Annotated in this window: 16 protein-coding genes; 4 read left to right on the top strand and 12 right to left on the bottom strand. The window is 73.7% G+C overall.

Annotation, left to right across the window (positions count from 1 at the left end; all coding sequences use genetic code 11):
• Nucleotides 1-131 precede the first annotated feature (131 nt).
• Nucleotides 132-368 (top strand): hypothetical protein, encoded by a 237-nt coding sequence (locus AAEM63_RS15010; RefSeq protein WP_341359047.1) that lies wholly within the window; start codon nt 132-134, stop codon nt 366-368.
• Nucleotides 369-388: 20 nt separating this feature from the next.
• Nucleotides 389-1,093 (top strand): DUF2071 domain-containing protein, encoded by a 705-nt coding sequence (locus tag AAEM63_RS15005; protein WP_341359046.1) that lies wholly within the window; start codon nt 389-391, stop codon nt 1,091-1,093.
• 73 nt (nt 1,094-1,166) lie between these two features.
• Here the strand turns inward: AAEM63_RS15005 and AAEM63_RS15000 are convergent, their stop codons facing one another.
• The 3 genes from AAEM63_RS15000 to AAEM63_RS14990 form a co-directional block, all read right to left on the bottom strand.
• On the bottom strand, nt 1,167-1,775 hold the full coding sequence (locus AAEM63_RS15000) for a hypothetical protein (protein WP_341359045.1): 609 nt from the start codon (nt 1,773-1,775) through the stop codon (nt 1,167-1,169).
• A 91-nt stretch (nt 1,776-1,866) separates the two neighbouring features.
• Nucleotides 1,867-2,070 (bottom strand): hypothetical protein, encoded by a 204-nt coding sequence (locus tag AAEM63_RS14995; protein ID WP_341359044.1) that lies wholly within the window; start codon nt 2,068-2,070, stop codon nt 1,867-1,869.
• 124 nt (nt 2,071-2,194) lie between these two features.
• Nucleotides 2,195-3,106: a LysR family transcriptional regulator gene (locus tag AAEM63_RS14990; RefSeq protein ID WP_341359043.1), complete on the bottom strand. Its 912-nt coding sequence runs from the start codon at nt 3,104-3,106 to the stop codon at nt 2,195-2,197.
• A 201-nt stretch (nt 3,107-3,307) separates the two neighbouring features.
• On the opposite strand from AAEM63_RS14990, the gene AAEM63_RS14985 reads away from it, so the two are divergent.
• Nucleotides 3,308-4,339 (top strand): hypothetical protein, encoded by a 1,032-nt coding sequence (locus tag AAEM63_RS14985; RefSeq protein ID WP_341359042.1) that lies wholly within the window; start codon nt 3,308-3,310, stop codon nt 4,337-4,339.
• Between the two features lie 86 nt (nt 4,340-4,425).
• On the opposite strand, the gene AAEM63_RS14980 is transcribed toward AAEM63_RS14985, so the two are convergent.
• The 9 genes from AAEM63_RS14980 to AAEM63_RS14940 all read right to left on the bottom strand — a co-directional run bounded on the left by AAEM63_RS14980 (nt 4,426) and on the right by AAEM63_RS14940 (nt 21,432).
• Nucleotides 4,426-6,093: a hypothetical protein gene (locus AAEM63_RS14980; protein WP_341359041.1), complete on the bottom strand. Its 1,668-nt coding sequence runs from the start codon at nt 6,091-6,093 to the stop codon at nt 4,426-4,428.
• A 36-nt stretch (nt 6,094-6,129) separates the two neighbouring features.
• Nucleotides 6,130-7,032: an ABC transporter ATP-binding protein gene (locus AAEM63_RS14975; protein ID WP_341359040.1), complete on the bottom strand. Its 903-nt coding sequence runs from the start codon at nt 7,030-7,032 to the stop codon at nt 6,130-6,132.
• 231 nt (nt 7,033-7,263) lie between these two features.
• Nucleotides 7,264-7,662: a VOC family protein gene (locus AAEM63_RS14970; protein WP_341359039.1), complete on the bottom strand. Its 399-nt coding sequence runs from the start codon at nt 7,660-7,662 to the stop codon at nt 7,264-7,266.
• 110 nt (nt 7,663-7,772) lie between these two features.
• Complete coding sequence (locus tag AAEM63_RS14965; protein ID WP_341359038.1) at nt 7,773-10,670, bottom strand: sulfide/dihydroorotate dehydrogenase-like FAD/NAD-binding protein; 2,898 nt, start codon at nt 10,668-10,670, stop codon at nt 7,773-7,775.
• On the bottom strand, nt 10,667-15,787 hold the full coding sequence (locus AAEM63_RS14960; RefSeq protein ID WP_341359037.1) for a 2-oxoacid:acceptor oxidoreductase family protein: 5,121 nt from the start codon (nt 15,785-15,787) through the stop codon (nt 10,667-10,669). The genes AAEM63_RS14965 and AAEM63_RS14960 overlap by 4 nt, the downstream gene beginning before the upstream one ends.
• Nucleotides 15,788-16,079: 292 nt before the next feature.
• Nucleotides 16,080-16,898, bottom strand: a complete 819-nt coding sequence (locus AAEM63_RS14955; RefSeq protein WP_341359036.1) for an ABC transporter permease — start codon at nt 16,896-16,898, stop codon at nt 16,080-16,082.
• Nucleotides 16,895-17,860 (bottom strand): ATP-binding cassette domain-containing protein, encoded by a 966-nt coding sequence (locus AAEM63_RS14950; protein WP_341359035.1) that lies wholly within the window; start codon nt 17,858-17,860, stop codon nt 16,895-16,897. Before AAEM63_RS14950 ends, AAEM63_RS14955 begins: the two co-directional genes overlap by 4 nt.
• A 109-nt stretch (nt 17,861-17,969) precedes the next feature.
• Entirely contained in the window at nt 17,970-19,589 is a 1,620-nt protein-coding gene (locus AAEM63_RS14945; RefSeq protein ID WP_341361388.1) for a ribonuclease J, read from the bottom strand.
• Between the two features lie 253 nt (nt 19,590-19,842).
• Nucleotides 19,843-21,432 carry a peptide chain release factor 3 gene (locus tag AAEM63_RS14940; protein ID WP_341359034.1) on the bottom strand — a complete coding sequence of 530 codons (1,590 nt, stop codon included), beginning with the start codon at nt 21,430-21,432 and terminating at the stop codon, nt 19,843-19,845.
• A gap of 187 nt (nt 21,433-21,619) precedes the next feature.
• Between AAEM63_RS14940 and AAEM63_RS14935 the strand changes: the two genes are divergently transcribed.
• Nucleotides 21,620-22,765 (top strand): N(5)-(carboxyethyl)ornithine synthase, encoded by a 1,146-nt coding sequence (locus AAEM63_RS14935; RefSeq protein WP_341359033.1) that lies wholly within the window; start codon nt 21,620-21,622, stop codon nt 22,763-22,765.
• Nucleotides 22,766-22,828 lie beyond the last annotated feature (63 nt).

Raw genomic sequence — 22,828 nt, 5'->3', positions numbered from 1 at the left:
CGACCGGCGGACCGCCGCGACCTGACCGGCGGGGCACAGGGAGGAGGCAGCAGGTGGCGAAGGGGTCGAGCGGTAGGAAGAGGTCGGCCGCGTCGGTGGTCGCCACGGGTCAGTGGACCGACCCGGACGGTATGCGCGCCCCGGCAGGGGAGGTGCACGCCTGGGTGCCGGGCCACAACCAGACCCTGTGCGGTCGGGCGCTGAGCCGGGAGCGGTTCGTCTGGTTCTCGCACGTCGGCTGGGCCGATGTCCAGCCGGCGACCGGCCGGCACGCGGACGAGGTGACGCAGGTGTGCCCGAGGTGCGCGGCCGGCATGGGCGCGCGGCGGGGTGAGCGCCGGTGGAGCCGCGTCGACCCCCGTCCCTGAGCGCCGCAGGAGGACGCACCATGGTGGGCAGGTGTCCGGACGCCGCCGTGCGGGTGCCGCTGAACCTCCAGCAGTGGCACCTCGTGACCTTCCTGCACTGGCGGGTGGAGGCGGCGCTGCTCCAGCCGATGTTCCCGCGGCGCCTGGTGGTCGACGAGGTCGACGGCTCCGGGTGGATCGGTGTCACGCCCTTCGTCATGCGTCAGGTACGCGCACCGGGGTGGCCCGTCCCCGTCGTTCGCGACTTCGTCGAGGTCAACGTGCGCACCTACGTCCAGGGCCCGGACGGCCGGGACGGGATCTGGTTCTTCTCCCTGGAGTGCGGCCGGCTGCCGGTCGTCGCGGCGCTGCGGACGATCGGCCTGCCGTACGTCCGTGCGCGCACCGCGGTGCGCACGCCCGGGCGGTCGCGCGTCGAGTACGCCTCGCGCCGGCAGCGCGGCGGTGGCGAGATGCTCGTGCGGGCCCGCCCGGGCGCACCGCTACCTGAGCCGGACGCTCTCGCCAACGGGCTGACGGGACGGTGGAACGCCTACACCGAGCGGTGCGGGAGGCTCTGGCGGGTGCCGGTCGAGCACGAGCCGTGGCCCTTGTGCGAGGCGCAGGCGCAGGTGGACGTCGGTCGGCTCCTGGCGGCGAACGGGTTGCCGACGCCGAATGCGCACCCGCTCGTCCACCACGCGCCGGTGGTTCACGTGCGGGTCGGGGCACCCCGCCCGGCGTGAGGCGTCCGTCCCGAGGCTCGACCGTCTCGAGGCTCCGCCGTCCCGAGGCTCGACCGTCCCGAGGCTCCAGGCGCTACGTCGGCTGCTCGTCAGTGCCGGCCGTGCACGTGGTCACGGACGTCTCACTCCAGCGCGGCAGCCCCGACAGGCGCACGGTCGTGGTCGTCCCCGCCGTGACGGTCACCGTGAGGTCGCACCCCTGGTCGACGGGGGCGGCGGGCATCCACTCGCTGTACGGCCCGAGGTCGGAGGAGACGGCGACGAGCATCGTGTGGTCGCCTGCCGGGACGGCGGCGTCCGGACCCGTGCTCGGGTACTCCTCCAGGAGCGGGGAGCCCTCCTGGAGGGTGCGGGTGACGGAGAACGGGTCGGCGTCGACGGGTACGACGAACCCGCCGTGGCCGGTGAACTCCTCCAGCGGCTCCTCACCAGGCCGGACGACGGCGCCTCCACGGTCGAAGATCACCACGGCGAGGTGCGATCCGGTCGCACCCCGCACGTCGGAGATCTCGACAGTCACCGTCCCGGTCGGGACGGGATCGGCGGCGCCCGACGTCTCCGCGGCCCCCGACGTCTCCGCGGTGGTGACGGGTGAAGGACCCGGCGGCGCCGGTCCCAGCGAGGTCACGCTGCACGCTGCCAGCACCCCGACGAGCACCAGCAGGCATGGTGGGCGGCGCATCTCCCGACACCTCCGATGTGTCGAGCGTCCCGCTCCGTCCACCGCCGCGCGAGGAACGAACGTCCCGGCGCTCTCACGCCGGGACGCCGCCTCACATGGGGTGGTGGTGGTCCGGCCAGCCGGCGTAGCCCTGGTGCATGCCCGGGTTCATCTCCCCCGAGAAGTGGTCGTTGTGCATGACGACGTGCTCGGCGAAATCCCGACCTGTGCCCGTCTCCGCCGCGCCGGCGGGAAGCGCGGTGATCGTGAGTCCGACGACGGCGGCGGCGACGAGTGCTGTGCGGGTGAGCTTCACGGTGGGTCCGTTCTGGGAGGTGGGGCCGGGGTCATCGAGTGCCCCGCCGAACCATCGAAGCACCACGGCGCCTGGCCCGACAGGCCCGACATCGAATCTTCGTCGAATCCACAACCGGCCCTCGTCACCCCGCGGCGGCCTCGGCCATGCCGCCGCGGAGCGACCGCAGAGCGTCCAGGAGGGAGCGGACAGCGGCGCGCCGGTCGCTCATCCGGGTCGCGGCGTGCAGGACGAGCGGTGGCAGACCGGCCAGCGGCAGCAGGCGCACCCCGGGCGGGACGCCGGCGGCCTGGATGGGGAGCAGGACCATGACCCCCACGTCACGGAGCACGTGCTCGAGCACCGCCCGGCTGTCGCGGGCCACGATGCCGACGAGCCGGGCCTGGGCGGCGGGGCGCACGTCGGCGAGCCAGAACGGCTCCATGAAGTCCGCCGGGAGGCCGGGGTCGTAGAGGAGCGGCAGGTCCACGACGTCGTCCACCGCCAGCGAGGCGGCCTCGCCCAGGGCGCTGCGCCGCCCCACGGCGACGATCCGCGACACCGCGGCGATCGGTGTGGAGCGGATGGCGGCGTGCCGGACCGGCCCGGCGGTGAGCTGGACGTCGACGCGTCCGTCGAGGAGCCAGGTGGTCATGAGCGGAAAGGGGGTTCGGCGGCGGAGCATCGACACGTCGGGGTTCTCGAGCCGGACCAGACGCTGGACGTCGGCGAGCTGCTCGTCGAGCGTGTCGTCGTCACCGTCGTGGGGGATGCCGACGACGAGCGTGGTGCCGCGGCCACGGCTCGCCCGCCGTACCCGGACCTCGTGGGCCAGCAGCGGCCCCAGCTCGACCGCGAGCCGGGCGCCGCCGGCGGTCAGGGCGACCACGCCGCCGGGCCCCCGCAGCAGCAGCTGGACCCCGAGCTGGCGCTCCAGCCGCTGGATGCGCTTGGTCAGCGTCGGTGACGTGAGGTGGAGCCGGGCAGCCGCTCGTCCGTAGTGCCGCTCCTGCGCGAGCACCGCGAAGCTCTCGGCGCAGTCCAGGTCGAGGTGCACGTCGTCCACCTTCCCGGCGCCGGAGCGCTCGCAGGTGCCGATCGTAGGGCCGCGGAGGTGTCCGGCAGAAGAGCCGGCGCCGCCGACCCGTCAAGGGGTGGTTCCAGGGAGGAACCACCCCTTCCCTCCTGCGTCGGGCCGGCCGGACGATCCACATGACGCACGGCGACCCTCGCCGGCGTCCGACCACCGGAGGTCACCATGCCCGCAAAGGTCCGTCTCGACCAGACGGTCGACACGAGGACGATCTCCAGGCGTGCGGAGCAGCTGATCGAGGTCGTCCGCCAGGGCTTCAACCTGCACACGCTCCAGTGGGCCCCGTTCAACGACAAGCACGCGGAGCTGGGCGGAGCACCCGGCGCGCCGCTGGCGCCGGCCGCCCTGCCCGAGCCGGTCGGCACCGGGCTCCGGGTGCGCTACCAGCACGGCACGATGTACCAGCGCCGCGACGGCGGCATCGCCTACGTCTACGGGGCCATCGGGCAGCGCTACGACGAGCTCGGCGGAGCGACCAGCTGGCTCGGGCTGCCGCTGACCGACGAGGCAGACCTCCCCGAGGGCGGGCGGATCACCGTCTTCGAACGCGGGGCCGTGTACTGGTGGCCCGACGTCGGGGCGATCGACCTCAACGACGTCGCCCTGCACTACTCCGGCCTCATCTGCTTCGGCGAGACCGACTCCGACGGCGACGAGACACCGTTCGAGGACGAGCCGTACGTCATCCTGGGACTCGCTGCGCCGACCGGCACCGTGGACGTGCGGTCGCAGGTCTACACCGACGTCGACCACGGCGACACCCGGCCCGACTCGCTCGAGCTCTACCGCGGCCGGCCGAGCGGCCTGGTCATCGGCGTCCAGCTCATGGAGCACGACTTCGGCGACCCGGACAAGTTCAAGGCGCGAGTCGCGCAGTTCGTGAAGGTGGCCTCGGAGGGCATCGAGAAGGGGCTGGAGTACATCCCGCTCGTCGGACCGGTCCTCTCCTACGGCGCGGAGGCGATCATGCCGTACCTCGAGGAGCCCATCGCGGACTTCCTCAACACGGCTCTGGACACCGACGACGACGACCTCGGCCGGGACGTCGTGACCCTCTCCGTCAAGCAGATGGTCGTGCTGGCCGCGCGGACGACGAACACCCACCACTACGGGGTCGAGTTCAAGGTCGAGACCAGGCTCCTCGGCTCGGGGCAGGGCGCGTCGTACAAGGTCTGCTTCTCGCTCGGCGGGGTGTAGTCGGCCGGCGATCTGTCGACGGCCTGTCGACGGCCTGTCGACGGCCTGTCGGCGGCCCGTCGGCGGCCCCGTCGGCGGGGGGCCCGTCACGCCCCGGCGAGGTCCCGCCGCCCGAACGCCCGCACGCCCGCGGTCGCCAGCGCGATGCCGACCGCGGTCATGACGAGGGCCGGTGCCGTGGCGAAGGGCTCCACCGGGACCGCCGCGAGGTGGTGGAACGGGGAGAGACCGACGACCTCCTCCGGCCAGTCGAGCAGCGGGCCCACGAGCTCGAGGACGTAGGCCGCCGGGGGCACCGACGCCGCGACGACGACCGTCAGCCTGGGCGCCACGCCGAGGACGAGCACCCCGAGCCCGGCGAGGACGGCCACGGCCGGCAGCGGGCCGAGCATCGCGAGGGCGGCGTCGGTGGCGGCGACGTCGGCGCCGGCGACCGCGGCACCGGCCCACGTCGCGAAGGCGGCGGCACCGGCGAGGAGGAGAGCGGCCGCAGCGGCACCGAGCACGTGCCCGGTCAGCCACCGGCGACGGGAGAGGGGCCGGGCCAGGAGCAGCTCGGCCCGGCCCGAGGCCTCCTCGGTGCGCGCGGCACCGAGGCGGAAGGCGAGCTGGACGGAGATCGCGAGCGCGATCATCGTCCCCGTCATTCCGAGGAACCCCCGCACGAGGTCTGAGGTGTCCATCCCGATGACGACGAGGATGTTCTGGAACCCGGCGTCCTCGGCGAGGAACTCCTCGATCGTGGGCACCATGGCCCCCACGACGCCGGCGCTCAGCGCGATCCCGGCCGTCCAGCCCAGCAGGGTGCCCAGGCCCGAGCGCCAGGCGAAGCCGGTCGGACCCCGCAGGCCCCACCGGCGGGACCGCGGGGGACCGCGCCGCGACAGCGTGCCGGCGCCGAGGTCGCGGCGCCCCCGGACGGCGAGGGCGCCGCCGACCAGCGCCGTCGTCACCGCCACCGGCACGAGCAGGACGCCCCACCGGTTCTCCCCGAACGGGCGGAGCTGGTCGGTCCAACCGAGCGGGGTCAGCCAGGCGAGCCAGGCCCGGGACTCGGCGCTGTTGGCGACGACGCGCAGCAGCACCGCGACGACGACGACGGACGCCGCAGCCCCCGACGCACCGGCCCGGGAGACGAGGAGCTGGGCGGTCACGGTCGCGACGGCGACCGTCGTCGCCGCCAGAGCCGCGATCGCGGCGCCGTACGCCAGCGCACCCTCTCCCTGCGCGCCGCCCGCGGCGAGTGCCGCGCCCACCGCGGCCCCGACGCCGACGCACCCGGCGAGCAGCACGCCCACCTGCGCGAGCAGCGCCCGGCCGGCGGGCACGGCTCCGGCGAGGACCAGCTCGGAGCGGCCGGCGGCCTCGTCGCCGCGCAGGACGCGCGTCGTCGTCGTGATCGCCCACGCGCACACGACGAGGGAGAGGATGAGGCCGGAGTCCCACACGGCGAAGCCGCCGACGGTGTCCAGCGCCGTGGCCGGGCCGGAGAGGATCCGGATGGTGGGGTCCTGACCCCAGGCCACCAGGGCGCTGCGGGAGGCGGCGTCGGGGTACCCGACCGTGAAGGAGACCGCCTCGACCACCATGTACAGGGCGACCCCGAGCATCATGGCGGCCGTGCCGCGACGCAGGAGCCGGGCGGTCAGCCGGGCGACGGCGCGGGCCGGCCGGGTCGGTGGTGCGGCGTGGGGGGCCCCGCGGCGTGGGACGGCGACGTGCCGTCGTTCGCCGGGGGCTACTGCCGTGGCCATCTCCACCTCCTCTCGTCGCCGACCTCGCGTGTGCGCTCAGTAGTAGGTCAGGAAGATCTCCTCCAGCGACGGCTCCTCCGTGCGCAGCCGGACCACCGGCACACCGGCGAGGCGTCGGAGGAGCGGGCCCGGCGAGCCGGTGACCGTGAACCGGACCGCGCCCGGGGTGCCCGGGGTCTCGACGGCGCTCACGCCGGGCACGTCGTCGAGGACCGGCACGGGACCGTCGACGACGATCTCGACCTTCGTCGCGCCGATCCGGCGCAGGTCGTCCAGGGTCGCCACCTCGACGAGGCGCCCGGCCCGGAGGATCCCGACACGGTCGCAGAGGTCCTGGACCTCGTCGAGGATGTGCGAGGAGAGGAAGAGGGTCTGACCTCGCGCCGCGGCCTCGCGGGCCAGGAGCTGGAACTCGGCCTCCATGAGCGGGTCGAGGCCGGCGGTCGGCTCGTCCAGGAGGAGCACCTCCGGCCGCGTCATCATCGCCGCGACGAGGGCGACCTTCTGCCGGTTGCCCTTGGACAGCGAGCGCACGCGCGGTGACGGGTCGAGCTGGAGACGCTCGAGGAGCTCGTCACGGAACGGGGAGTCCACGCCGCCGGCGACGTTCCCCAGCAGCTCGAGGGTCTCGGTGCCGGTGAGCTGGGGCCACAGGGCGACGTCACCCGGGACGTACCCGACGAGCCGGTGGGCGCGCGCGACGTCGTCGACGGGGACCCCGAGGATCGTCGCCGTCCCCCGTGTGGGCCGGACGAGGCCGAGCAGCAGGCGGATGGTCGTGGACTTCCCGGCGCCGTTGGGGCCGAGGAAGCCGAAGATCTCACCGGCCCGGACCTCCAGGTCCAGCGAGTCGAGCGCGACCACGTCGCCGTAGTGCTTGGTGAGGTCGTGCGTGGCGACGGCTGCGCCGCGGTCGCGCCCCCGGGTGCTGCGGTCCATGACGCCCCCTCGTGGCGCTCTGTCCGCCGGTGCGCCCGGCCGCGAGGTGGCGGCCCCGGGCCCGGCGCACCGGCGTCGGTCTCACCGTCGCACCGGGGCACGGGCGCCGCCAGGGGCGATGGTCCCCCGGGACCGCCGCCGGGGGGTGATGGTCCCCGGGTACCGCCGCGAAGGGCCGACGGTCCCGGGGTCCGGTACACGACGGCGGCCGCCGCCGGCCGCGACGAGGGGTCAGCGGGCCTCGGGGTCGGGCTGGTGGATGCCGAAGGTGTTGCCCTCGGTGTCGATGTAGTAGCCCTGCCAGGCCATGCCCGTCAGCGCCATCTTCGGCAGCGCCACCTGGCCGCCGGCGTCGAGGATGCGCCGCTCCGTGGCGTCGTAGTCCTCGACCGCCATGGTGCACACGTACGCGTTCGTCCCATGGCCCAGGCCCGGCGCGGCCACCGGCCGGGGGAGCAGGCCGCCGTTGATCCCGGGCTCCTCATCCGGCCCGGTGGTGATTCCCCAGTAGGGAGAGCCGCCGGTGAACTGCCCGTAGTCCTCGAACGTCCACCCGAAGACGGCGGAGTAGAACGTCTTGGCGCGCTCCAGGTCGTCGGCCTGGATCTCGAAGTGCACAAGTCTCGACATGTGATGAACCTCCTCAGGTTGGCGCCAGTGTGGCACCGGGCACCGACACGGTCACGGGGTTTGCCGTCGGCCGGCGGCGCGGTCGACCGAGCCGGGGCCCCGTGCGGCGGTCAGGCGCGCCCGTGCGCCACCATGCTGGCCCGCTCCTGGGCCTCGAACAGCCGGAACCGGGGGAGGAACTTGTCCCAGTCGATGGTGTGCGAGTCGATCTCGGGGCCGTCGATGCAGGCGTGCTTGCGCACCAGCGTGCCGCCCTCCACCACCGGGACCATGCACGCCCCGCACATGCCCGTGGCGTCGACCATGATCGAGTTCAGGCTCGCCACGCACGGCACGGCGTACGGCGCGGTGAGGTCGCTGACCGCCCGCATCATCAGCGGCGGGCCGATGGTGACCACCTCGGCCACCCGCCGGCCCTCGCCGCGGCGGTTCGCCTCGAGCAGCTCCTCCAGCGGACCGGTGACGAACCCCGGCACACCGAAGCTGCCGTCGTTGGTGGTGCACACGACGTCGAGCCGGTCGCCCCACCGCTCCTGCAGGCGGCCCACCCGCTCGTCCTCGCCGGTCCAGAACATCAGCTCCCGGCTGCGGAAGCCCGAGATCAGGGTGACGTGGTTCCCCGCGGCCAGGTGCTCACGCATGATCGGGTAGACCGGCGGCAGGCCCAGCCCGCCCGCGGTCATGACCACCGTCGAGCCCTCGGCGTGGAGGTGGATCTCGCTCGGCCGCCCGAGCGGCCCGGCGACGCCGGCGAAGGCCTCGCCGACCGACATCTCGTTGATCTCCAGGCTGGAGGTCCCCATCCCCTGGACGACGAGGACGATCGTGCCGGCGCCGGCGTCCCAGTCGGCGAGGGTGAGGGGGATGAGCTCGCCGTCGGGCCGGGGGAGCACCCGGACGAACTGCCCGGCCCGCGCGGCCCGGGCGACGACCGGAGCGCGGACCGTGAACTCGCAGATCCCGCCGCCGAGGTCGGTCTTCGCGACGATGACGGGCGCGGCGGCGGCCTGCTCGGTGTACTGCCGGGCGCGGCCGACCCGGTCGGTGACGTCCGAGGCGCTGAGGTCGACCTCGCCGAGGATCTCCCGGGCGGCGGCCTGGCCGTCCCCGGCGGCACGGATCGCGGTCGAGCCGCCCCGGGCCGCGTCGCCGCCGGTGTAGACGCCGGGCAGCGTCGTCGCCTGCGAGCCGTCGTGGTCGAGGTCGATGGTGCCCCACCGGGTGGTGTGCAGGCGGGGCTCGGAGTCCTTGATGATCGGGTTGGCGGCGTTGCCGAGCGCCATGATGACGAGGTCGGCGTCGATGGTCTCGGTCCGGCCCGTCGCGACGGGGCGCCGCCGTCCGGACTCGTCGGGCTCGCCGAGCTCCATGACCTCCAGGGTCGCGGCGCGGACGAAGCCCGTGGCGTCGTCGCCGAGGAACTCCGACGGCGAGCGCAGCACCAGCAGCTCGATGCCCTCCTCGAGGGCGTGCTCGAGCTCCTCGACCCGGGCGGGCATCTCGGCCCGGGTGCGCCGGTAGACGATGGTGACGTGGCCGCCGAGGCGCCGGGCGGTCCGGGCCGCGTCCATGGCGGTGTTGCCGCCGCCGACGACGACGACCCGCTTGCCCGCCGTCTCCGGCAGGGGCGTCTCGTGGTCGGGGCGCAGCGCCTGCATGAGGTTGACCCGGGTGAGGAACTCGTTGGCGGACATCACGTTGAGGAGGTGCTCGCCGGGGACGTTCATGAACCGGGGCAGCCCCGCGCCGGTCCCGACGAAGACGCGCCAGAACCCGGAATCGCGCAGGTCCTGCAGGGACGCCGTCTTCCCGACGACGAAGTTCGTGACGAAGCGCCCGCCGAGGAGGGTGATCTTCTCGACGACGTCGTCGATGAGCTCGTTGGGCAGCCGGAACTCCGGGATGCCGTATCGCAGCACCCCGCCGAGCGCGTGGAAGGCCTCGAAGACGGTGACGGGGAAGCCCTCGGCGGCCAGGAGGTAGGCGTCGATGAGGCCCGAGGGGCCCGACCCGACGATCGCGACGGGCGGGCGGTCGGCCCGGTCCCACGGGTCGGGGACGCCGGCGAGGCGGCGGGCGGTGGCCCCGGGGTCACGCAGCTTCTCCCGCTCCGGCAGGAACCACTCGACCTGGCCGATCGCGATGGGGGTCTTGTGCAGGCACACCCCCTGGCACTGCAGCTCCTGCGGGCACACCCGCCCGGTGACGTCGGGCAGCGGGTTGCACGACTCGAGCAGCTCCAGGGCCTCACGGAACCGTCCGGTGCCGACGAGCTCGAGCATCTGCGGGATGTGGATCTTGACCGGGCAGCCGCCCACCGGCTCGCGGTGGTTGGCGAGGAAGACGCCCAGCTCGCACGGCTTCTCGGTGCACTGCTTGTCCCGCAGCGCCTCGAGCCAGACGAACAGGTCCACCTCGCGCGCGGTGTAGCCGAGGGTCATGTAGCCCAGGTACCCCTGGTTGACGAGGCCGAAGTCCTGCGCGCGGGACTCGGCGTCGCGCACGTAGGGCGGGATGCTGGCGGTGGCGGGCCACCCGTCGGAGAGGCCGGCGAACATGGGGTACCGGTCGGACAGGTGGTGGTCGATCCCGCGGATGAACTTGCGCTTGAGGCCCAGCGGCAGCCCCCAGAGGAACCGCATGAGGACCGTGGCGGAGTCGTCCTCGCGCAGGAGGCCGCGCCACAGGGTCCGCACGAACCCCGGGTCGAGCTCGGGCCGGCGGAACTCGTTCGCGACGGCGGCCATGCCGTCGGCCACGAAGAGCTCGCGGAAGGCGCGGGGCTCGGCGAGGAGGCGGCGGCGCAGCAGCTCGACCTGACCGTTGAACGTGGTCACCGCGGTGGAGGACTCCAGGGCCTCGACCTCGGCGCGGCCCGCGTCGAGGGCGCTGCGGGCGGCGAGGTAGCGGCCCAGGTCGGCGAGACCGTCACCCGGACCTGGTGCGGGACCGTCGGTGCCGGGGACGTCCGGCGCGGGGCCGGGCCGCGGGGGCGTGATGGTGCTCATCGGATGATCTCCCCGTCGCAGGTGGCCTTGACCCGGTCGATGCGCCGCTGCAGCTCGGGGGTGATCTCGACGCCCTCGAGGGAGCCCGGGATCATCCGTGCCACGGTGCGGACCTCGCCCTCGATGATGGCCGTCGTCTTCTCGAAGAACTGGGGCAGCTCCTGGTAGCAGGTCCCGCAGTCGTTGCACAGGGCCTGGTCGGCGGGGTCGAGGAAGAAGGGCAGGTCCATCGTGGCGACGGCGCCTGGCGCCGCCACGGCCGCCGCGCCCGTGCCGGCCGGTGCGACGGCGCCCGGCACGCCCGCGCCGAGGCCGCCGATCCCCGCTGCGCCGAGACCGCCGAACGCCCCGAGCGCACCGGTCGCCGCACCGGGTGCCGCGGTGGCGAGCTCGGTCATCGCGCGGGCGATGTCGTCCAAGGAGGTCTCGCGCGCGGCGACGGCCTCGTCGTAGGCCGCCTGGAGCGCCGCGAGGTCGCCGCGGTGCAGGGCGGTGAGCTGGGCCTCGTGGCGTCCGGCGAGGTACTGCAGGGTCTGCCAGTAGCGGCGCCGGTCCTCCACGAGCGCGACGACCGAGGAGGAGCAGGCCACCTTGATGAGGTGGCGGTCGTCGTCGGTGGCGTGGACGAACGGGACCTTGCCGGCGCGCCGGTCGGCAGGGAGCTCGACGTACTCGTCGACCGGGACGGCGTCGGCCTCGCGGGCCGGGTCGAGCCGGCGGAAGTGCTTCTTGAAGCGGGCCTCGCCCAGGGCGAACTCGGCCGGCGTCAGCGGCGTCGTCATGAGCTGCGGGCGGCCCTCGTCGTCGACGTACTGCAGGGTCGACGTCGTCCACGTGCTGTCGACGTCGGGGTTGCCGTCGAGGGAGAACCAGTCGTGCAGCGTGGTGCCGCGGCGCGGGTCGTGGACGAACACCGGCGCCATCCGGCTCTCCACCGCCAGGCGCGAGCGGGCGTTCGAGGCGTCCTCGGGGATGCCGTTCTCCGTCCCGCACGGGGTGTAGACGTCCATGACCGCCGGGCCGTCGCCGTAGGTGAGCAGCTCCATCGAGGCCTTGAGGAAGTGCCCGTACAGCGCGGTCGAGGTGGCGCACGCGTAGACGTTCGGGTGGAAGGAGGCCAGCAGGGCCAGCTCCTTGCGGCCCTCGTGCTTGCCGTCGTGGGCGCTGCCGAAGCGCGCGAGGTCGGAGTCCTGGCCGGTGTAGCTGGCGGTGGAGGCCTGGCCGCCGGTGTTGGAGTAGGCGCCGGAGTTGAGCACCACCATCTTCACCGGGGTGTCGGAGGCCAGCACGCGTGACATCGCGCCGAAGCCGATGTCGTAGCTCGCGCCGTCGCCGCCGACGGTCAGCACGGTCGGCAGGAGCGCGAGCTCGTCGGGGGTGAACCGCGACCAGCTCAGCACCCGCAGCTCGGCGTCGTGGACGGCCGGGTCGTAGGCGTCGGCCAGCTCCAGGCGGGCGGTGCGCAGGGCCCGCACGGCCGGGACGGCCTGGGCGCTGATGCCCTCGAAGATGCCCTTGGCCAGGGGCTGGGCGTCCTGGAAGAGGCTGTTGACCCACGGGTCGAGGTACTGGTTGAACGGCATCGTCGAGGAGTAGACGCTCGAGCAGCCGGTCGAGTTCGCCACGACGGTGGAGGCCGGGCCGTTGCCGGTCGGTCCGCCCTCGTAGAGGAACAGGCGGCCCTCGAGCGTGTCGATGGCCTCGGTGATCCGGGCACGCCGCCCGGCGAGACCGGCCGCGCCGTCGTCGGCCGCGCTCGCGGTGCCCGCGCCGTCCAAGGAGGCGAGCTTGGTCCGCAGCTCGGTCACGAGGGTGTCGAGCTCGCGCCGGTGGGTCCGGCGGCGCTCCTCGCCGAGCGCGTGGCTCATGGAGGTGACGAGCCGGATCGCGGTGACCTCGCCGCAGCCGCGGCAGGCGCCGTGCCCGCCGGTGGTGGCGTAGAAGTTCTCGTGGTCGAGCATGAGTCGCTTGAGGTCGCCGTCCGGCGTCGTCGAGCCCTCGACGAAGCGCCGGGGGGTGTTGGGCAGCGTCGTCATGATCTCGAAGCGGTCCTCGAGCGTGGCGAGGACGTCGGCGTCCTGGACGGCCTCGGTCAGGGCGCCGGGTCCGCAGACCTGCACGCACTGCAGGCACCCGGTGCACTTCCACGGGTCGATGGTGGCGGTGAAGAGGCCGCCGGTGCCGGGGACGTCCTTCTCCATGGCATCGAAGAAGGGCCGCGGGCGCGCCACCGGGTACAGCGCGAGACGGCTGACGAGCGCGTCGACGGTGCGGGCGAAGCCCGGCTGGTCGACGTCCAGGCCGGCCGCCTGCTCGGCGACGACCTCGTGGAAGGGGCGGTAGGCCCGGTCCTGCCGGTAGGCCTCGCGCACCCGCGCGGCCAGCCCCGGCACCTGCTCGCGCAGGGTCGCGCGCTGCGCCTCGGTGACCTCCAGCGGCGCGATGCCGGCGAGGAGCAGGTCGTGGATCTCGTGCACAGTGTTGGGGATCGCGACGTCGGGGCACACGAGGGCGCACTCGAGGCAGCCCGTGCAGGAGGTCGGGTCGAAGACCGGCACGCTGCGCCGGAAGACGCCCTTGTCCTTGGCGGCACCGGTCCCGGACGGCATGAAGAGCCCGGCACCGGGCAGCACCGGGGACTCGCCGATGGTGCCCTCCCGGAACGGTCGGGCCGCGAGATCCTCGTAGTAGGCCGGGTCGAACAGGGCGCTGGGCCGCGGCGTCGTCGTCGCCGGGCACATCGCGGCCGAGAGCGCCACGGTGCGCACCGTGCGCGGGGCGGCCTCGGCGTCGATGGCCACGAACGCCGGCGCGTCGTAGTCGACCGGGATCGTGGCGGCCATCCCCTCGCGGATGACGGCCATGTTGCCCTCGACGACGGCCTCGCCCTTGCCGCCGAACTTCTTGACGATCTGGGCGCGGACCTTCTCGGCGATGACCTCGGGTTCGGCGCCGCCGGTGACCCGGTCGACGTGCCCGGCGACCGCGCCGATGAACGCGATGCCCATCATGCGGGTCTCGAGCTCCGGCGTCGGCGCGTGCTTCTTGGCCACGCGGAAGGCGTCGACGACGAGGAAGCGGATCCCGCGCTCGCGGATCGTGCGGCGGGCGTGCCGGGGCAGCTCGCGCCAGACCTCCTCGGGGCCGAGGTCGCTCTGGAGGATGAACGTGCCGCCGCGCGCCAGGCCCTTGAGCGGGTTGGTGTGGACGAAGGCCTTGTGGTCGGGGGAGATGACGATCTCGACGTCCTCGAGCTCGGCGTTGGAGATGAGGACCGGCTCGGGGCTGAGGGTGATGTAGTAGTTCGTCGGGGCGCCGGACTTCTCCGAGCCGTACTTCGGCGCGGACTTGGAGTGCATGCCCAGCACGCCGGCGAGGATGTCGGTGAGCAGCTTGCCGGTGGCGATGGTGCCGTAGCCGCCGACCGAGTGGAAGCGGATGCGCAGGGCCGACGGCGGCAGCAGGACGGGGTTGGGCCCGGTGCGCAGCGCCATGAGCTCGGTGTCGGGGTAGGCCCTCCGCAGGCGGTCCTGCACCTCGGCCATGTGCGGGGCGGGGTCCTCGGCGAAGAACTGCGAGCCGAGGTAGACCAGCGGGGCGCCGGCGCCGTCGGCCATGTTCTGGAACGCGGCGACGAGGTGGCGGGGCTGCACGTCGTGCCCGCCGAGGCCGAAGATCGCCGTGGTCAGGCGCGGCATGCGCTCCAGCGCCGGGAGGTGCGGGTAGCGCAGGGCGGGCGCCGCGCCGTCGGCAGCCGCAGGTGCGGCGGCGCCGATCGCGTCGGCGTTGGCGCGGGCCTTGAACAGCGCCGACGTGACCAGGTCGGTCAGGGCGGTGGTGTCCGAGCGCTCGAGGACCGTCACGGCCACCTTGCCCCGCAGCGCCTCGACGAGCTCGGCCTCGGGGAAGGGCTGGAGGAGCTTGACGGAGACGACGCCGACCTTGAGCCCCTGGGCCCTCAGGTGCGGCAGGACGGCTCGGACGTCGTCGGTGATGGACCCGAGGCCCACCATGACGTAGTCGGCGTCGTCGCAGTCGTAGGTGTGCAGCGGGGAGTAGCGGCGGCCGGTGAGTTCGCCGTACTCGGCCATGGCGCGGCGCGCGAGCGCGGGCACGTCGGCGGCGAAGTGGGTGCGGTGGTCGACGGCGCCGGCCTGGAAGTCGGGCTGGTTCTGCACCGGCCCGGTCACGCCCGGGTTGTGGACGTCGACCAGCGCCGGGACGAGCTGGCGGGTGCCGCGCGCGTACGCGCCGGTCCACTGGCGCCGCCACTGGCCGTGGAGCTCCTCGGGCAGCCAGGGGAGCGTGCGGGCGAGGAGCGTGCCGTCGTCGTCGGCCTCGACGGCCTCCGCGGCGGCCTCGAGGTAGGCGCGCAGGGCGCGGGCGTCGTCCTCGCGGATCTCGGCGGCGTGCCGCTCGAGGTACTGGCCGAGCTGGAAGACGCGGCCCTTGGCGCCGAAGAGCAGCTCCTGCGCCACGGTCGGGCACGGGATGCGGCCGGCGGGGTCGCCGAGGTAGTCGCGCAGCAGCTCCGGCTCGGGCAGGAGGACCTCGCTGAGCATGTGGCTCGTGGTGAAGCCGTCCATGGCGTTGGTGACCGGGATGAGCGAGAGCGCGGAGGTGCGGTAGGCGATCGCGGCGAGGTCGGCGGCCTCCTGGGGGGAGGAGCCGAAGAGGATGGTGTAGCCGGAGGGGAGGAGGGCGTAGACGTCGTCGTGGCCGGCCATGACGTTGAGGGAGTGCTTGGAGACGACGCGCGCGGCGACCTGGAGGACGAAGCCGCCGATCTTCTTGCCGACCGTGACGTAGTGCGACTCCATCGCGTAGAGGATCCCCTGGCTGGAGGAGGCGTTGGAGATGTACTGCCCGCCGGTCAGCGCCGCGCCGAGCGCGCCGCTCTGGGCGGAGTGCTCGCCCTCGGGCTCGAAGAAGAACGGGTGCCGTCCCCACACGTTGAGGCCGCCCTCGGCGCGGGCCGCCTCGTAGAGCTCGGAGATCTCGGTGGAGGGGGTGATCGGGTAGCCGATGACCCCGCCGCAGACGTGCCGCATGACATGGGCGACAGCGCCGTTGCCGTTGATGACGGCGGGCGTGCCGGGGTACGGCTGAGCACTCATGGTTCCTCGTCCTCCGGGAGAGGGGCGCGCTGGTGGTGCGCCCGGGCGGCCGCGTGCACCGGGGCGGCGTCGTCGGCGACGCCGTGCCCCGGCGGGAGGGATGTCCGAACGGTCATCGCAACCTCACGTCCAGTGGCGGCAATGCCAGCGTAGGTCGCCCCTCATGCGCGACCTGTGCCCTTCGTCCCATATGAGGCGCAGGCCTGTGGGGACGCACGCGAGCGTGCCGTGCGGCCTCTCGGAGGTGGCGCGAGGACGTGCCGGACGGCGCGCGGCGGGGACCGCGCCGCCGTCAGGTGATGTCGCGGCGCAGGCTCGTGAGGCGGCCGAGGACGGCGAAGAGCACGGCGTAGCCGAGCAGCACGAGCAGACCCGCCCACGACGGCAGCAGCCCTGCCGCCATGCCGGAGTCGGCGTAGAACGAGCTGCCGGTGATGGCCTCGCCCGCAGCGCCGGGGAGGTACTTCGAGATGCCGTCCGCCCAGGCGAACTGGCCCAGGACGAGGCGCAGCACGGGCTCGACGAACTGCGTGAACGCCAGCAGCACGACGATGACGACGACCTGGTTGGTCAGCCACGTGCCGAAGCCGACGCCGACGACCGTCCACACCGCCAGGGCGAGGACGGACAGGCCCGCGCTGCGCAGCACGGCGGGGTCGGAGAGGTAGGTCGGCTCGCCGAGGAGGGCGAGGGTGGCCGCACCCGCGCCGACCGTGGCGCCGGTGCCGACGAGGCCGAAGAGCAGGCCGACGACGACGCAGGAGAGCATCTTCGCCCCGAGCAGGACGGTGCGCCGCGGCTCGGCGAGGAGGGACGGGGTGATCGTCTGGTGGCGGAACTCGCCGGTCATCGACAGGGCGCCGACGACGACGGGGAAGACGTAGCCCAGCGAGGTCGCCAGCGTGTAGATCGTGCCGGCGACCTGCTCGGGCGCCATCGGTGCCCCGGGGCCGGCGCCGGGAGCCCCGCCGATCGACTCGGGGTCCTGGACGAGGGCGAAGGCCATCACCCCGGCGAGGAAGGCCATGTAGGCGGCCATGGACGCCAGCAGCACCCACCACAGGCGGGTGGTGACGAGCTTGCGGTACTCGGTGACCAGGGCGGCCCTCATCGCGCGCCTCCCTCGGCGGGTCCGGTCTCGTCCGCGCGCTCGCCGACGAGCCGGAGGAAGACGTCCTCGAGGCCGACGTCGCGGGGGCTCAGCTCGTGCAGCTCCAGGCCCGCGGCGAAGGCGCGGGCGCCGATCTCGGCGGCGTCGACCCGGTGCAGGACCACGGCGCCGCGTCGGCGCGGGTCGCGCTCGGCGCGGTCGGTCCAGCCGGCCCGCTCGACGAGGGCGCTGAGGCCGTCGGCGTCGGGGGAGACCACCCGCACGCTGGGTTCGGCGAGCCGGGCCAGCTCGGGCAGGGAGGACTGGTGCGCGAGGCGGCCCCGGCTGATGATGACGACGTCGTCGACGGTCTGCTCCACCTCGGACAGGACGTGGCTGGAGACGAGCACCGTGCGGCCCTCCGCGGCGAGGTGGCGCAGGAAGGCGCGCAGCCACGCGATCCCCTCGGGGTCGAGACCGTTGGCCGGCTCGTCGAGGAGCAGCACGCGGGGGTCGCCGAGCAGCGTCGTGGCCAGGGCGAGGCGCTGGCGCATGCCGAGGGAGAAACCGCCCGCGCGGCGGCGGGCCGCGGGACCGAGCCCGACGAGGTCGAGGAGCTCGCGGCACCGGGCGTCACCGACACCGGCCTGCGGCGCGTAGACGCGCAGGTGGTCCAGGGCGGTCCGGCCGGGGTGGAAGCTCGCGGCCTCGAGCGCCGCCCCGACGGTGCGCATGGGTCGCTCGAGCTCGCCGTAGGTGCGCCCGCCGATGGTGGCGTGCCCCGCCGTCGGGCGCACGAGCCCGAGGAGGACCCGCAGGGTCGTCGTCTTGCCCGCCCCGTTGGGTCCGAGGAACCCGGTGACCCGGCCGGGCGCGACCGTGAAGCTGAGGTCGTCGACGGCACGCACCGGCCCGAAGGTCTTGGTGAGGTGCTCGACGGTGATGACGCCGTCGGTGGTGGTGGGCGGGGCCGTGCTCGTCACGTTTCCTCGATCGGTCGGTGGTGGGCGACCCCGACGCTACCGGCCGCGCGGGCGCCGGGTCGGGACTTCGGGGTCCGCACGGCGGGCGACGTCGGTCAGGCGGCTCCGGTCAGGCGTCGACGACGACCGCGATGACGACCGGCTCGCGCCGCAGGGCCCGGCCGAGGTGGCGGGCGACGGCGCGGGCGACGACCGACTCGAGCCGGGTGATGTCGTCGTCGGGCCGCGCCTCCCGGGCCAGGGCCCTGGTGATCTCCGCGGTGGCTCCCTTGAGCAGCGGGCCGTCGCTGACGAAGCCGCGGGTGAGGTACTCGGGGGGCTCGGCCAGGGCGTTGGTGTCGGGGTCGAGGATCGCCAGGACGGTGACGACGCCGCCGTCCTTGAGCTGGCGGCGCTCGGCCAGGACGCCCTCGGTGGCACGGCCGATCGTCTCGCCGTCGACGTAGACGAGCTCGGCGGGCACGTGCCCGGCGAGCCGCGCACGGCCGTCGACGAGGTCGATGACGTCGCCGTCGCGGGCGATGACCGTGCGCTCGGGGGGGACCCCGGTGCGCACGGCGAGGTCGGCGTTGGCGCGCAGGTGCTTGGCCTCGCCGTGTACGGGCATGACGTTGCGGGGCCTCACGATGTTGTAGCAGTACACGAGCTCGCCGGCGCTCGCGTGGCCGGAGACGTGCACCTTGGCGTTGCCCTTGTGCACCACCCGGACGCCCCGGTCGGTGAGCTTGTTGATGACGCCGTAGATGGCGTTCTCGTTGCCCGGGATGAGGGAGGAGGCCAGCAGCACCGTGTCACCCTCGCCGACCTCGATCTGGTGCTCGCCGTTGGCCATCCGGGACAGGGCGGCCAGGGGCTCGCCCTGGGAGCCGGTGCACACGAGCGTGACCTTCTCGTCGGGCATCTGCTCGAGCTTCTTGGCGTCGACGAGGAGGCCGCGCGGGATCGTGAGGTAGCCGAGGTCGCGCGCGATCCCCATGTTCCGCACCATCGACCGTCCGACGAACGCGACCTTGCGCCCGTGGGCGTGGGCGGCGTCGAGCACCTGCTGGATGCGGTGGACGTGGCTGGCGAAGCTCGAGACGATCACGCGCCGCGGGGCGGTGGCGAAGACCTGGTCGATGGCCGGGATGAGGTCCCGCTCGGAGATGGTGAAGCCGGGGACCTCGGCGTTCGTCGAGTCCGTGAGGAACAGGTCCACGCCCTCCTCGCCGAGGCGGGCGAAGGCGCGCAGGTCGGTGATCCGGCCGTCGAGGGGGAACTGGTCCATCTTGAAGTCGCCGGTGTGCAGGACCAGGCCCGCGCCGGTGCGGATCGCGACGGCCAGGCCGTCGGGGATGGAGTGGTTGACGGCGACGAACTCCAGGTCGAACGGCCCGGTGGTGCGCCGGTCGCCGGCCTCGACGTGCACCGTGGACGGGGTGATGCGGTGCTCCTTGAGCTTGGCCGTGATGAACGCCAGCGTCAGCTCCGAGCCGATCAGCGGGATGTCCGAGCGCTCCTTGAGCAGGTACGGGACGCCGCCGATGTGGTCCTCGTGGCCGTGGGTCAGGACGATCGCGACGATGTCGTCGAGGCGGTCCCGGATCGGGGTGAAGTCGGGGAGGATGACGTCGACCCCGGGCTGGTGGTCCTCGGGGAAGAGGACGCCGCAGTCGACGACGAGCAGCTTGCCGTCGTGCTCGAACACGGTCATGTTCCGGCCGATCTCGCCCAGGCCGCCGAGCGGCATGATGCGGAGCCCGCCGGGGGCGAGCGGGGCCGGTGGGGTGCGCCGGTCCTCGGACGCCCGCGGGCCGGCCGGCGCGCGACGGGCGCCGGCGGGGCCGGACGCGTTCTTCCGCGCGGGTGCGTTCCTGCGGGCGGGTGCCTTCTTCTGGGCGGGTGCGTTGTTCTGGGCAGCGGGGCTCATCGTCAGTCTTTCGTCGGGTGCGGCCCGTGCGGGCCGGGGAGGGGAGCGACCTCGTCGGAGGTCGGGTTGGTCGTCACGCGGCCACGAGGGGGGTGAGGACGACCTCGGGGTTGTTGCGCTGGAAGGTCTGGAGCCGCCAGCGGTCGGCGAAGAGCGCGAGGAGCTGGCCGTCGGTGCGCTCGAGGACCTCGGCGCCGAGCTGGGCGTCGATCGCCGGCACCCACGCGCGCTCGGTGCGCAGGGCGGTGGAGTACCCGAGCTGCTCGAGGCGGATCGGTGCGTTGAACTCGGTGGCCATCCGGTGCTGGGCCACCTCGAACTGCATGGGCCCGACTGCGGCGAAGACCGGCGCCTGCTCGCCGCGCAGGTCCGAGCGCAGGATCTGGACCACACCCTCCGCGTCGAGCTGGGCGATGCCCCGCCGGAACTGCTTGTACCGGCTCGGGTCCACGGCCCGGGCCACGGCGAAGTGCTCCGGGGCGAAGGTGGGCAGGGGCGGGAACTCGACGCGGCGCCCGTCGTGGAGGGTGTCGCCGACGCGCAGGTCGGTGGCGTTGACCAGGCCGACCACGTCGCCGGGGTAGGCCAGGTCCACCACCGTGCGCTCGCGGCCGAACGCCTGCTGGGCGTACTTGGTGGCGAACGGACGGCCGGTGCGGGCGATCGTCACGACGCTCCCGCGCTCGAAGACGCCCGAGCAGACCCGCACGAAGGCCAGGCGGTCGCGGTGGGCGGTGTCCATCCCGGCCTGCATCTTGAACACGAACGCGCTGAACGGCTCGGTGATCTCGCGCGGGTCGCCGTCGACGTCGGGCCGCGCGTCCGGGGCCGGCGCGAGGTCGACGAGGACGTCGAGGAGGGCGTGGACGCCGAAGTTGCGCACCGCGGAGGCGAAGAGCAGCGGGGTGGAGATCCCGGCGAGGAAGGTGGCGTCGTCGTGGTCGGCCCCCGAGACGTGCAGGAGGTCGGACTCCTCCGCGGCGACGTCCCAGGCGTGGCCCTCCCGGGCGGCGGCCGTGGCGGGGTCGAGGCGCTCCTCGGGGGCGATGTGCGCACCGCCGGCGGTGGCGGTGAAGCGCACGTACTCCCCGGTGCGGCGGTCCAGGACCCCGCGGAAGTCCCCGGCGATGCCCACCGGCCAGGTCAGCGGCGTGGGGGTGAGCCCGGTGCGCTCGGCGATCTCGTCCATGAGGGCCAGGGCGTCCCGGCCGGGCCGGTCCCACTTGTTGATGACGGTGATGATGGGGATGCCGCGGTGCTTGCAGACCGCGAAGAGCTTCATCGTCTGGGGCTCGAGGCCCTTCGCGGCGTCGACGAGCATGACGGCGGCATCGACGGCGGCCAGGACGCGGTAGGTGTCCTCGGAGAAGTCGGCGTGGCCGGGGGTGTCGAGGAGGTTGAGGACGGTGTCGCGGTAGTCGAGCTGGAGCGAGGCGGAGGTGATGGAGATGCCGCGGGCCTGCTCCATGTCCATCCAGTCCGAGACCGTGCGGCGCCGACCGGCCTTGCCGTTGACGTGCCCGGCCTCGGCGATGGCGTGTGTGTGCAGCGCCAGCGCCTCGGTCAGGGTCGACTTGCCCGCGTCGGGGTGGCTGATGACGGCGAACGTGCGCCGGCGGGCCGCCTCGGTGGCGACGTCGACGCGCTCGGCCGTCTGGCTCACTCGTCCTCCTGGGTGCTGGGCTGCCCGCGGTGGGCCGTCAGGAGATTCTACGGTCCGGCGCGATGCGGCCCGTCGGCCGGTGCCGGACCGGGCCAACGCGGTCCGCCCGGCGGCCTCTCGGCGTACGCTGCCGACGAGGCCGGACCGCGCCGCCGCTCGGACGGACGTCCGGTCACGAGGAGGTCCGATGACGCTGCTCAGCCTCGGCGTCATGGGGTCGTCGTGCAAGGAGAACGAGCGCCGCCTCGCCATCCACCCCAGGCACCTCGCGCGGATCCCCGACGACCTGAGGGGCCACGTCCTCCTCGAGCGCGGGTACGGCGAGCGCTTCGGCGTCCCGGACGCCGCCCTGGAGCGGGTGGTCGGGGGCTTCCGCACCCGGGCCGAGCTCGTCGAGGAGTGCGACGTCGTGCTCCAGCCCAAGCCGCTCATCGAGGAGATCGCGGCGCTGCGCAGGGGGCAGGTGCTGTGGGGGTGGCCGCACTGCGTCCAGGACCACGAGCTCACGCAGGTGGCGATCGACCGCTCCCTGACGCTCATCGCGTTCGAGGCGATGAACCACTGGAACGCGGACGGCTCGTTCAGCCTCCACGTCTTCCACAAGAACAACGAGCTCGCGGGCTACTGCTCCATCCTCCACGCGATGCAGCTCGCCGGGACCACCGGTGACTACGGCCGGCGGCTGAGCGCGGTCGTCATCGGTTTCGGGGCGACCGCCCGCGGCGCCGTCACGGCGCTCCAGGCGCTCGGGGTGCACGACGTCGACGTCCTCACCCACCGCCAGATCGCGGCCGTCGCCGCCCCCATCCACGCCGCCCGGATCATCCACTTCGACAGCGACGAACCGCCGCACACCGGCGAGGTCGCCACCGACGACGGGCCGGTCCCGCTGGCCGAGTTCCTCGCGGGGCACGACGTCATCGTCAACTGCGTCCTCCAGGACACCGACGCCCCGCAGATGTTCCTCACCGACGAGGACCTGCCGTCGTTGCGGCCCGGGACGGTCGTCGTCGACGTCTCCTGCGACGCGGGCATGGGGTTCAGCTGGGCGCGCCCGACGACGTTCGAGGACCCGACCCTCACCGTGGGTGAGAACGTCCTGTACTACGCGGTCGACCACAGCCCGTCCTACCTGTGGAACTCCGCCACGTGGGAGAACTCCGTCGCGCTGCTGCCCTTCCTGCGTCCCGTCATGGAGGGGCCCGACGCCTGGGAGCGGAACCGGACGATCGCGCGCGCCGTCGAGATCCGCGACGGCGTCGTGCAGAACCGGGCGATCCTGTCGTTCCAGGGCCGCGCGGTGGAGCACCCGCACTGGCCGCTCGCCACCTGAGCAGGCCGTCTCCCGCGAGGTGGCGCTCGGAGCGGCAGACCCGTGGGGACCAACGGACCTGAC

The sequence above is a fragment of the Georgenia sp. M64 genome, from assembly GCF_038049925.1.
Classification (GTDB): Bacteria; Actinomycetota; Actinomycetes; order Actinomycetales; family Actinomycetaceae; genus Georgenia.
Note: the sequence above shows the minus strand (reverse complement) of the source record. Positions and strands in the feature narration are given on the sequence as shown.